We start from the raw sequence: 12,042 nt of genomic DNA on the forward strand, positions 1-12,042 counted from the left end.
TCCTAACGATCTCATCTCTCCCAGCGCAGATCGTCGTTGATCACCTGAAGCAGTTCTCCTTCACGACTGAGGAGTAGGCGAATGGCTCGTCGTTGGGAGCAGACAAAGATCGGACATTTTTCGGTATCAGTGACCCCATACGGACACGAGGCCACATCACGACACATATCAACGGATACCGCAAAGCGCGGTGAACCCGGAGGGCCGTCGAGTTGGCGCATGCGCAATCGAGCATTGCGAAGCTCTGGGGCAAGCCTGCTCAGATGTGCGCGCGCTACCCGTAGCATCGGGTGGGGCGGACGTTTTGGACGGGCCATTGATGCCCCTTTCTCTGCGTGTCACATCAGTGGTGATCAGAAGACGATTAGTAGCAGCATAACAGGCTTCCCTATCTTCTGGTGAAATGGCTTCGCAACGGAGCGTTAAGATACAACCCCTGATTGTGTATATACGCACACAGAACAACAACTCCATACATCACCGGGTTCCCCGATCATCCCGTAGGGGTGAAGCATCGCCCGCCATAGGAGCAGGGGAACCCGAATGAGGTTGGGCGGGCGATGCTTCACCCCTACTCATACCGCAGCGCCTCGATAGGCAACAGCATCGCTGCCCGTCGCGCTGGGTAGAATCCGAACCCGATTCCAATTGCCGAGGCGAAGATCAACGCCAGCCCCACGCCGATCCACGAGATCCCGGCTGCAATCCCAGCCACGCTGCTGATTAGGGTCACGAGGCCAATCGCCCCGCCCACGCCGATCAGGCTGCCCACGAGGCTGATCGCCAATGCCTCTAGCACAAATTGCCCCAGCACATCCCCATCACTCGCCCCCAGCGCCTTGCGCACCCCGATCTCGCGGGTGCGCTCGGTGACTGCCACCAGCATGATGTTCATGATCCCGATTCCACCCACCACCAAGCTGATCCCGGCCACCACCGCAATAAAGCCGGTGATCGCGCCGTTGATGCCGGAGAGCACACCGAGTGCCTGGGTGGGCAGATCGAGCCGGAAGTCATTGATCGCGCCCTCTGGTACCGCACGCCCACTGCGCAACGCAGCGTTGATCACGGTTTCAGCTTCATCCACCACCTGCTCGCTCTGGAGGCCGATCAGGATGCCGGTCATCTGCATGCCCCGTCCGGGAATGTCCAGCCCGCCCACCAAGCGCAGTCGCACCGCACTCACCGGCGCAAAGACCCGTCCGTCGGTGGCGTAGGGGCCGCCATTCTGGCGGATGATCCCGATCACTTCCAGCGGCTGGCCGTTGATCTCGATCACTCGCCCGATGGCTGCTTCTAACGCGGCTGGTTCGCTGCCGAAGAGATCCTCCGCAATCTGCGAACCCAGCACCCCCACTCGTGTCCCCGCTGCTTCATCCTCCGGGGTCAAGAAGCGCCCGTACTCCATCGGCACACTCTGCACCAGCCGGTACTGTTCGGTCGTCCCCACGAGTAGCGTCTGCACCGCCACGGTTCCGGCGCGCACCTCGGTTGGGATCGCTACCTCCGGCGCGAGGGTGCGGAACAGGTCGGGGCGCTCGTTCACCACTCGTTCCAGCGCGGCATAGTCTTGCACCGAGAGCAACCCATAACCGGGGATGTCGCGTGCTCCCTTGGCGTTGGGGTCACCGGGGCCAACCGCAATTCGCCGTGTGCCCAGGTCAATGAACTGCTCAAAGACTTGGCCTTGCAGACTGTTGCCCAGCGAGAGCACTGCCACCAGCGTGCCCGCCCCGATGATGATCCCCAGCATTGTCAGCAATGAGCGGAATTTGTTGGCCCCCAGGCTCTCTAGGGCCATGATGACTTGTTCTTTGAACATTATGCTGCCACCTTGACCCTTTCTTCCGCATGTGCATAGACATCCACACCATAGTACTCGTGCAGGATGTTCGCGGCTAAGCGCCCGTCACGTAGGCCAATCACGCGATCCATCTGCTTGCCGATCTCCGGGTCGTGGGTGACGATCACAATCGTGCGGCCCTCTTCGCGGTTGAGCTGGCGGAAGATCGCCATGATCTCGGCCCCGGTGCGGGTGTCAAGTGCCCCGGTTGGCTCATCGGCCAAGAGCAGGCTGGGGTTGTGGACGAGGGCGCGCGCAATCGCCACGCGCTGCTTTTGCCCGCCAGAGAGGGTGTTGGGCAGGCTGTTCAGCTTGTGGCCCAGCCCCACCGCCTCTAGCGCCATCCGTGCCCGATCCGCTCGTTCAGTCCCGCTGATCCGCCCATAGACCAGCGGCAGTTCGACATTCTTTTGCGCACTCAGCCGTGGCAACAGGTTGAAATTCTGGAAGACGAAGCCGAGTTTCTGGTTGCGCACCCGCGCCAGTTCCTCGCGGCTCAGTTGTCCCACATCCTGGCCATCGAGCCGGTAGACGCCCTTCGTGGGCTGGTCGAGTAGGCCGATCATGGTCATCAGGGTGCTCTTGCCACTCCCCGATGGCCCCATGATCGCCACCATCTCGCCGGGGTGAATCGCCACCGAGACATCCTCAAGTGCCAGGAAGGTGCTGTCGCCGACCATAAATTCCTTGCTCAGTCCTTCGATCTGCACAGTTGGCTGGGTGATATATTCGATACTCATGGCTATCTCTTTCTAGGGTGACAAGAACCACTCTATCTGTTTTTTCTCTGCTGTTGGCGGCGAAGCCGCCAACAGCAGAGAAAAAATCTACCGCACCACCACCTGCTCGCCTTCGCTCAGGCCACTCAGGATCTCGACCTGATCCGCCGTGCGCAACCCGACCTGCACCGGGCGCTCTTCGATGCTCACCTGGCCATCATCCGCCGTGGTCACAACCTGCACGCTCGTCTGCTCACCACTGCCGCGCACGGCTGCGGCGGGGACGTGCAGCACTGCGCTGCGTTGCTCGGCAATGATCGTCGCACTTGCGGTCATCCCCGGCTTCAGGTTGCGCTCGGATGGATCAACCTCCAGCGTCACCAGATAGGCCGTCACGGCGCTATCGCCCTTGGGCAGCGGCTCGACTCGCAACACTTGGCCGTTCAGGCTAGCACCACCCAGCGCATCAACCAACACCTGCACTGCTTGGCCCACCGAGATCTTGCCGATGTCCACCTCGTCCACCGTCACCTTCACCAGATAGCGACTGGTATCAATCAGGGTGATCGGAGCTTGCTGGGCGCTGATAGCCTCGCCGGGAGCGACCGTCACCGCCGCAACAGTGCCCGCGAAGGGGGCGCGCAGCGTGGCATCATCGAGGCGGATCTGGGCCTGATCGAGCTGGGCCTGGGCCTGCGCCACCCGCGCCTCAGCGCGTGCCAGATCGCTACTGGTCGGGTCGCTGGTCAGTTGACGCAAGCGCGCCTGGGATGCATCGAGGTTGGCCTGCTGCGCGGCGATAGTACCGCTGCGCTGCGCTCCGGTCAGACGCGCCAACTCCGCCTCAGCGCGAGCCACATCGGCGCGCGCACGCGCCAGGGCGTCGGCTTCCGCGCCCACCAAGAGCTGATCGCGGTTAGCCTGGGCACTCGTCACTCGCGCCTGGGCCGTGGCCAGCCCACTGACTTCGTTCTGGATGGTAGTGTCGTAGGCGATCTGCGCCTGGTTCAGCGCCGATTCACTATCGGCGAGGCTCAACTCGGCACGGGCCAGCGCATCGGCGAAGTCACGCATCTGGGCATCATTGAGGGTGCGCCCGGTGCGCGGGTCAGTCTCATACTGCTTGACATGCTCGTTGTCCCAGTAGGCACTGCTATAGGCCGCCTGCGCATCGCGCAGGGCATTCGCACGCTGCTCCACTGTCGCCCGCGCATTCTCCTTGGCAGCGGCGAGTGCATTGCGCTGGCGATCCAGTTCGGCTTGGGCTTCGGTCACGGCGCTCTGAGCCTGGGTACGCGCATCGGTCTTGGGGCCAGCCTCCAGCGCGGCCAGCGCCGCACGGGCCTGCTCAATCTGAGCGCGGGCAGCGCGCAGATCCGCATCGGTGACACTGCCCGCCGTTTGGGTCAGGCTGCCCTGGGCCGCACGCACCTGCGCCTGCGCCTCGGCGACTTGTTCAGGGGTCGCACCATTGAGCAACGCCTGGAGATCGGCCTGCGCTACCGCCAGATTGGCCTGTGCTGCTGCCACTTCGGTGGCCAATTGGCGGCTATCCAGGCTCATCAAGATCGCCTGCGCCTCCACCTGATCACCCTCAGCTACGCGCACCTCAGCCACCCGGCCACTCACGCCACTAAACGCCAACTCAGCCTGCATGCGCGGCTCGATACTCCCGGTTGCCGCCACACCCAGTTGCAGATCACCCCGGCTCACCGTCACCAGCCGCGCATCCGCCAGCGGATCACTCGGCTGAGTGGCCAAGGTACGTAACACAACCGTCGTGATCGCGGCAATCACCAGTACCGCTGCCACCAGTGCAGCAATCGGGATGCGTCGCAAACGGCCAGCCGGACGGGGTTGAGGGATGGTGGTCATATCTATACTCCTTATGAAACCTTTACGTCTTTATGCCTTCGCATCTTCGCGTGATACTACGAACCGCTACGTACACCATTCAAAAAGAGATCTACCATCGTCTCCGCACCCAACATCGGGTTGGCAAAGTGGCCGACCGTCCCGATAGACCACTGGGCGAGGCGGGCTTGTTGGCCAAACTCGTGGAACGAGTCGCTCATCCCCAGGAACATCGCACTCAGGATTCCGGCGGGGTAACGCGCCAGAACACCCGTCGCGAGGCCATCGGTCATCACTGCCTCGATGGGGGCGAAGAGATGGGTATAGAAGGCGCGCACTAAGAGATCGCGGTTGGCCGGGCCGACATGCTCGAACATCTCGTGGCGCATCAGGCGCATGTCGGCGTTGCGCTCGGCCAGCAGAACTCGCGCTAGTGCCGTGAGCCGCTCAGCCGTTGAGGTACCCTGCGTCGCATCCTGCAACTGCCCCCCCATCATCACCATCAGGTGCAACCCCATCTGCACAAATAGCTCTTCCTTGTCGCTAAAGTAGTAGTAGAGGGTCGGCTTGGTAATCTCCGCCGCTTTGATCACATCGCTGATCGAGACGGCGGTGTAGCCGCGTTTCATAAAGAGCGGCATCGCCGCCTCAATGATCTTGACCGCCGTGGGGGCATTGATGGGTTGGAGCAGTTGTTCGTGCATAGGGTTGTGTCTCACGTAACTTTACCGAACGGTAAGAAAGATTATAGTCTTGTGCAAAGCTCTTGTCAAGATGTTCTTACCAACTGGTAAGGGTGAGTATAGCGTATTGAACATGTTTTGTCAATACTTTGCAAAGATATTCTGGGCATAATAAAAAGGAGAGAGGCACGTAGTAGAGACGCAATATCTTGCGTCTCTACTACGTGCCTCTCTCCTACAACCGCCCTTGGGCCTTTAGGCGCAGGTAGGTATTGACCACCGAGATGGTCAACTTGTCGGCGGGGACATCAATCGGGATCACACCGCTACGGGTGAGGGTGTCGAGGATGGTCTGGCGCTCATCGCGCAGGTCTTCTGCTACTGCCCGCGTGTAGGCGGCGTGGCTGTCGGGGGTGGGCATGCCCAGGGCCGCATGCACGTTGGGGTCGCTGATCGTCACACATACCGGCAGGTGGCGTCGGCCCAGCCGCGCCATATGCGCGATCAGTGGGCGTGCCGCATCGGGCGTGGCGAGGTCGGTGAAGAGTACCACCAGCGAGCGCCGCCGGATCTTGCGCTCCAGGTAGGCCAGCGCACTGCTGTGGTCGGCCTCCACCGCCTCGGCCTGCACGTTGTAGAGCGCCTCGATCATGCGCTGGAACTGGGTTCGCCCGCGTTGTGGGGCCAGGAAGCTTCCCACCTGATCTGCGAAGGTCAGCATCCCGACCTGATCGCCCTTCAGGCTGGCGACATAACTCAGTAGGAGCGCCGTGTTGATGACATAATCGAGCTTGGCGATCTCGCCAATCGTCGGCGCCATCAGCCGCCCGGTGTCAATCAGACAGACCACATGCTGGCTGCGCTCAGTCTCAAATTCGGCGGCAATCGGGCTACCGCGCCGCGCCGTCGCCTTCCAGTTGATGTGCCGAAACTCGTCATCGGGGGTGTATTCGCGCAGCCGTTCAAACTGGCCGCCCTGCCCATACACCCGCGCCGGGCGCAAGCCCTGCTCGTACAACAACCCCTTGCGCGCCAGCAGGTCATACTTACGCAACTCCAACACATTCGGGTAGACCTGCACCGCCGCACTGGCCGCGAAGCGCACTTGGCGCTGGAGCATCCCCAGGAGGCTCTGGTAGCGCAGCACCACATCCCCAAATTGGTAGTCACCCCGCTTGAGCGGGCGCACATGGTAGCGCGCCTCATATAGATCGAGTGGCGGCAATACCCCACTGAGAAACTGTGCATCACTGGGGAAACTATCTGGGTACTCATCACGCAGGCGGAAGGTCAAGGGGCGCGGGCTGGCGTTGGTGATCAGCAGCGTCACCAAATTTTCGGCTCCCAGCGAAAGCTTCTGGTCGTTGATCCGTTCGACCGTGATCACACCTGGTTTCGGGGTGATGACCAGATCACTTATCACCATTCCCGCTACCAGTAACACATAGAAGCCCGCCAACCAGATCAACGGCGGCATCAAGGCTGCTCCCCCAATCAGGGGCACGGCGAGCAGGAGTAGGATGAGGAGACGCGGTGTTGGCAGCATGGTGTATAGTATACCCGACACCAGCATTCTTTTCATTGTGACTATTCACACTTGGGGTAGAAAGCCTTAGGCGCACGCGAAGGCGCGAAGGTTTTGTATAGGCTTTGCGCCTTCGCGTCTTTGCGTCAAAACCGAAATGCTAGGAGAAGTGTGAACAGTTACTTTTCATCCTGGGGGAGACCTTGAAGACCCAACAGATCGCCCAACAACTGCGTAACGAGGCGGCCAAGGTGCTGGTCGGCCAAGAGGCTGCCTTCGACATGCTCTTCGTCGCTATGCTCAGTGGTGGACACGTGCTCCTCGAAGGTCCACCCGGTACCGCCAAGACCCTCATGGCCAAGACGCTGGCCCGGCTGACGCGGGCCGAGTTCCGGCGGGTGCAGTTCACTCCCGATCTGATGCCCTCGGATGTCGTGGGAACCCAGATCTTCGAGATGGGTTCCAGCCAGTTCCGCCTGCGCAAAGGCCCCATCTTTACCCAGGTACTCCTCGGCGATGAGATCAACCGTGCGCCCGCCAAGACCCAGAGTGCGCTCCTGGAGGCGATGGAGGAGCGTCAGGTGACCATCGAGGGCCAGCGTTTAGCGCTGCCCGACCCCTTCTTTGTCGTGGCCACCCAGAACCCGATTGAGTACGAGGGTACCTACCCATTGCCTGAGGCGCAACTCGACCGCTTTCTCTTTAAGTTGCTGATTGACTATGCGCCCCAAGAGGTCGAGATCGAAGTGCTACGCCGCTACCATGCCGGGTTTGATGCGCGCCATCTTGAGGCGGTAACACTTGAGCCGGTGATCGGCCCTGCCGAGTTGGCCGCTTGCCGCAGCGAGATCGCTCAGGTACAGGTCGAAGAAGGGGTACTGCGTTACATCACTGCGATTGCTCAGGAGAGCCGCAAAAGCCCCGATCTTACTCTGGGTGCCTCGGCGCGTGCCAGTATTGCCCTCTTCCAGACTACCCGTGCCTACGCGGCGCTCCAAGGGCGCAGCTTCGTCGTCCCCGATGATGTGAAACTCCTGGCGAAGCCCGTCTATCGCCACCGCATTATGCTGCGCCCCGAAGCCGAGATCGAGGGTCTCACCGCCGATGCGGCGATTGCCCGCCTCTTAGGGCGGCTTGAAGTTCCTCGGTAGGGGCGCATCACGATGCGCCCCGGTGGACATTGTTGTTGGTTGGTGTTTGGCGGCGCAGCCGCCAAACACCAACCAACATAAAAATCTTACCCCTCCGGGTTGAGCAAAAACTGAGCCGTATCGGCGAGGACAGCCGCCTGCACCGGCTCCTCCACAATCGCAATCGTCCAGTCACTCGCATATGGCACCGACTGGAGATGCACCATCGGCAAGGCACTCACGATAATGATTGGCGTATTGGCGGTCTGATCATCGGCACGTAGTCGCTCGATCACCTGCTCCTCAGGCGTCTCCAGACCGGGTAGCGCAATGATAAAGATATTTGGCATCTCAGCGGGGAGACTGTCAGGGGTCGCAGTCGTCACAGCCCAATCGCCCGTCAGCAAAGCGGCGAGCCGCGCCCGTGTCGCGTCCTCACCGGCCACTACTACGACAGAAGTTGGCATCGGTCTTCCTCCCTAAGTCCAGGCTCTGTGGCGATCATTCATATCCAAAGGCCAGGTAGGCAATGATATTACTCATCCGATGAGGGTGCCCCCATCACATTGAAACCCGCATCAACATACATCACCTCGCCGGTGATGCTGCTTGAGAGATCCGAGCAGAGGAAGAGGGCGGCATTCCCCACATCCTCAATGGTTACATTCCGGCGCAGCGGGGCTACTTCGGCAAACGCACGGTGCAGGGCGCGGAACCCGGCGATCCCATTGGCGGCCAGTGTCCGAATAGGCCCAGCACTGATCGCATTCACGCGGATGTTGCGTGGCCCCAGATCGGCGGCGAGGTAGTAGACACTCGCCTCCAGTGCCGCCTTGGCTACCCCCATCACATTATAGTTGGCCATCACCTTACGCGCACCGTGGTAACTTAGGGTGAGGATCGAGGCATTCGGAGCCAACAGATCATCCGCCGCCTTGACCAGCGCGGTCAGTGAGTAGACACTCACCTCCATCGCCAGCAAGAATCCTGAGCGGGTGGTGCGGGTGTAGAGGCCATTCAACTCATCTTTGTTGGCGAAGGCAATCGCATGGATGAGGAAGTCAATCTGGCCGAAGGTTTCGCGGGTGCGCTCCATCAACGCCGCGATCTGCTCATCACTATTCACATCACACGGTTCGATCAGTTTGGCCCCTAGGCTTTCGGCCAAAGGCCGTACCCGCCGCTCCAAGGTCTCACCGACATAGGTAAAACCGATCTCGGCTCCTTCGCGGTGCAGCGCTTGGGCAATGCCCCAGGCGATTGAGCGATCATTGGCTAGTCCGAGGATCAGCCCCTTTTTGCCGTCCATCAGGCCCATCGGAACAACTCCTTAATATCCAGCGATTCAGTATCCATGCTCTACTGGTTATCTTACCACACCCCACGTACTTACCCCCGCACCCAGATCGGGTTGCTGTAGAGCCATGGCCGCCCCCAACGCCGCCCCTCTAGCCGGTACACCCCCGGATGCGTTACCACATAGCGTAGATGCCCGCGCCCATGGGCGACCGCAACCCCATTTCTGATCAAGCGCAGCCGTGCTCGGCAGCCCACGTCGGCCTTGATGACCAGTTCACCGCCACCCAAACTGACTGCATCACCGGGGCCATAGCGCTCCGCGTCTTGGTTCTTGCGTTGCGCATAGAACTCAATCGCCGGCGCATCCCCATCCAGCCGGTTCACGAAATAACTATGTCCACTTCGCAGCGCCGCATACACCTGCTGGGTCGCTTTGGCTGGGTCACGATCAAGCGGGGTGTCGAGCATGAGATAGTTGGTCAGGCTCTTGAAGATCCAACGGTAGGGAAAAACTTCCACCTCACCCCATGGTACCCGATGCTTGAGCGCATGCGCATCCACGCCCCCCACGCCAAAGGTGCGTTTACCCGCCATATTCAACTGATCCCACCAGGTGAGTGTGGCGCGGGTTGGCCCGCGCAGCCCGCGCTTCGGCCAGAGAAAGTTGACGAAGCGGTTGCGCGGCGTCAGATGTTCTGCCCAGTCGCTCATCAGGTTCCACAACTCAAGCCCCACCGTCTGCCCGGCCCGCTCGCGTGGCCCATCTATCATCCAGTCATCCCAGCGATAGATCTCGGTGAAACGGCTGGTGACCCGCTCATCCGGGTGGGCGATGATGCCAAATCCGCCTTCGGCATAGACCGCATCAATGAATGCTTGGGGTGGCAGTTGGTTGCTTACGACATGATCAAGGTTGAGCGCTAGAAAGTGGTTATGGTCGGGGGTAATCTCGTGGCCAACGATCACCAAGAGGCCCGCGTGCCAACCGGCAAACTCCGCCCCGGCTTGGGTGTCGTGGTCGGTGACGATGATCCAGCGTAGACCGGCGGCTTGGGCGGCGGCAATCACCTGCGGGAAACTCCCGCTGCCGTCCGAGTAGGTGGTGTGGATGTGTAATGCACCCGGATAGATAAAACTGTGACTCATGGCATTTATGTGGCAGTAGGTATAACTTGTAGTACCATAAGTGTTATATCATCACTCTGCTCAATATCGCCACGGAATATCTCCACACTGGTCCAGATATCGTTCAGGGCGTAGTGCGGATTCTCTGGGTGCGCTTTGGCAATTGCCTCCATCATACGTGGAAACCCAAACATCTCGCGTGTACTATTCATCTCCTCGTACAATCCATCACTGACGAGGAAGAGTTGATCGCCCGGTTGGAGTTCGATCTCTTGCTCACTATACATGGCAATCGGGCTAGAACCAAGCGGTAGCCCCCCGATCTCCATCTCTTCAAGTTGGCCATTGCGGCGCAGCACCGGGTAGGGATGCCCGGCATTGGAGAAGGCAAACCGCAGGCTATTTGTATCCAACACCCCATAAAAGGCGGTAATCATCTCCTTGAAGGTGTTGTCGTTGCAGAGGGTCTGGTTGGCGTAGTGTAAAACCTCGGAAGGTTTTACATGCCGCGTCGCTTCGGAGCGTACTGTGCTGCGTGCCATCGCCATTACCAGCGCGGCCGCAATGCTCTTTCCGGTGACATCCGCAACCACGATCCCTAAGCGCTCATGATCCAACTTGATGAAGTCATAGAAGTCGCCACTCGTCTCACGTGCTGGCTCCGAACGTGAGGCAATATTGATCACCGAATTGGTCAGTGGTGGCGGTGGGTAGAGCCGCTGCTGCAACTCCCGCGCTACGGCTAGATCGCGCCGCAACAATTCGCCCTCTAGCACCTTCTGGCGCGCTACCTCAAGCCGCTGCGCCGAGAGTTTCAACTCGCGTTGGTACAGCCACGAGATGATCGCAATCATCAATAAGAAGCCGGTAATCGGAAATACAATAGCGATTGTACCTCCAATGATGTTCTGGTCCTCTATTAATGAGTGATTAATGGCAGATTGATAATAGAATACGATTCCTGTAATGATGATTGAATCGATAATTCCTACAAGAAAACTGTACCTTATGCTGATTAACATGCCACTAAGCATGACACTTAATGCTAGTGTGCAAAAGAAAGTAATCGCTAGTCCTATATTTTCACCAATAACAGCATTAATTAAGCCGAAAAATAAAAGACCAATATTAATCCAAAAGCAAAAAAGATGAACCGCTATGTTGGTTTTTTGATTTTTATTAAGCACAAAGACGACGATATTTAATAGAAAACTAATTAAAACAACAAATGAACTATACCATGATGATTGGCGAAAGAATGTTAAAATAAGGCCAATTCCAAGAATAACCAATACTACTTGGTTCAAAATCCGAAGTAATGATGATTTCTGTTGTAAATCGTATTCGGTTTTTTTTATGGTGATCATAGGATGATGCTTTCAGAACAATACGTCTTCTCACGTATCTGACACACAACCCGCTGTAGCATGCGTGCATACAACGGGTTGTGCATAAATATCTAGATCGGAGATCTCATTACCACTCGTCGGCCTTAGCCGTATCAATATCTTGGCTCAGGCGCTCAATATCCTTGGAGCGCTCGGTAATACTCTTACGTACCCGATCCTGCTCCTCATCACTGAGGCTCAGTCCAGCCTCTTTGATCGCCTCGTCGGGGTTGCCCAGCAGCTTCTTGCGGAAGTCGGGATCGATCACGGCCTTACCAATCAGTCGTTCCAGATCAGGACTCATCGCTACCTCCTCATTTGTTGCTTCCTGACACTCCATTCAAGTGTCAGCGACCAAGTATCAACTTGGATCGATGATTATAAACGATGTATCCCTACTAGTCCGTAAATTAAGACCTCTTGTGTTCTATCGCCACGTCACTTAGACTGGTGGCATGAAAAAACAGCACCTCACC

At 58.6% G+C, this 12,042-nt stretch carries 12 protein-coding genes; 1 reads left to right on the forward strand and 11 read right to left on the reverse strand.

The features are described from left to right. Positions 1-11 precede the first annotated feature (11 nt). From EKD03_RS09575 to EKD03_RS09600, 6 genes are all read right to left on the reverse strand, one after another. The gene (locus tag EKD03_RS09575) at positions 12-221 is read right to left on the reverse strand and encodes a hypothetical protein (RefSeq protein ID WP_238613468.1); all 210 of its coding nucleotides are present in this window, start codon (positions 219-221) and stop codon (positions 12-14) included. Between the two features lie 350 nt (positions 222-571). Beyond that, positions 572-1,822: an ABC transporter permease gene (locus EKD03_RS09580; RefSeq protein WP_129629974.1), complete on the reverse strand. Its 1,251-nt coding sequence runs from the start codon at positions 1,820-1,822 to the stop codon at positions 572-574. After that, positions 1,822-2,583 (reverse strand): ABC transporter ATP-binding protein, encoded by a 762-nt coding sequence (locus tag EKD03_RS09585; RefSeq protein WP_129629976.1) that lies wholly within the window; start codon positions 2,581-2,583, stop codon positions 1,822-1,824. The genes EKD03_RS09580 and EKD03_RS09585 overlap by 1 nt, the downstream gene beginning before the upstream one ends. An 87-nt stretch (positions 2,584-2,670) precedes the next feature. Then, positions 2,671-4,437 (reverse strand): efflux RND transporter periplasmic adaptor subunit, encoded by a 1,767-nt coding sequence (locus tag EKD03_RS09590; RefSeq protein WP_174842850.1) that lies wholly within the window; start codon positions 4,435-4,437, stop codon positions 2,671-2,673. Positions 4,438-4,493: 56 nt separating this feature from the next. Then, a complete protein-coding gene (locus EKD03_RS09595; RefSeq protein WP_129629978.1) occupies positions 4,494-5,120 on the reverse strand; it encodes a TetR/AcrR family transcriptional regulator in 627 nt (208 codons plus the stop codon). A gap of 214 nt (positions 5,121-5,334) precedes the next feature. Then, the gene (locus EKD03_RS09600; protein ID WP_238613469.1) at positions 5,335-6,666 is read right to left on the reverse strand and encodes a DUF58 domain-containing protein; all 1,332 of its coding nucleotides are present in this window, start codon (positions 6,664-6,666) and stop codon (positions 5,335-5,337) included. A gap of 161 nt (positions 6,667-6,827) precedes the next feature. Between EKD03_RS09600 and EKD03_RS09605 the strand changes: the two genes are divergently transcribed. Next, positions 6,828-7,775: an AAA family ATPase gene (locus EKD03_RS09605; protein ID WP_129629980.1), complete on the forward strand. Its 948-nt coding sequence runs from the start codon at positions 6,828-6,830 to the stop codon at positions 7,773-7,775. Between the two features lie 86 nt (positions 7,776-7,861). Here the strand turns inward: EKD03_RS09605 and EKD03_RS09610 are convergent, their stop codons facing one another. From EKD03_RS09610 to EKD03_RS09630, 5 genes are all read right to left on the reverse strand, one after another. After that, positions 7,862-8,221 carry a hypothetical protein gene (locus EKD03_RS09610; RefSeq protein ID WP_174842851.1) on the reverse strand — a complete coding sequence of 120 codons (360 nt, stop codon included), beginning with the start codon at positions 8,219-8,221 and terminating at the stop codon, positions 7,862-7,864. A 68-nt stretch (positions 8,222-8,289) separates the two neighbouring features. Continuing rightward, positions 8,290-9,072, reverse strand: coding sequence for an enoyl-ACP reductase FabI (locus tag EKD03_RS09615; RefSeq protein WP_129629982.1), 783 nt, complete (start codon positions 9,070-9,072; stop codon positions 8,290-8,292). Between the two features lie 71 nt (positions 9,073-9,143). Next, the gene (locus EKD03_RS09620) at positions 9,144-10,199 is read right to left on the reverse strand and encodes a CehA/McbA family metallohydrolase (protein ID WP_129629984.1); all 1,056 of its coding nucleotides are present in this window, start codon (positions 10,197-10,199) and stop codon (positions 9,144-9,146) included. 5 nt (positions 10,200-10,204) lie between these two features. Continuing rightward, a complete protein-coding gene (locus EKD03_RS18410; protein WP_161569225.1) occupies positions 10,205-11,032 on the reverse strand; it encodes a PP2C family protein-serine/threonine phosphatase in 828 nt (275 codons plus the stop codon). Positions 11,033-11,654: 622 nt separating this feature from the next. Continuing rightward, positions 11,655-11,870, reverse strand: a complete 216-nt coding sequence (locus EKD03_RS09630; RefSeq protein ID WP_129629988.1) for a Franean1_4349 family RiPP — start codon at positions 11,868-11,870, stop codon at positions 11,655-11,657. Positions 11,871-12,042: the final 172 nt, after the last annotated feature.

The organism is Candidatus Oscillochloris fontis (genome assembly GCF_004138135.1).
Taxonomy (GTDB): Bacteria; Chloroflexota; Chloroflexia; order Chloroflexales; family Chloroflexaceae; genus Oscillochloris; species Oscillochloris fontis.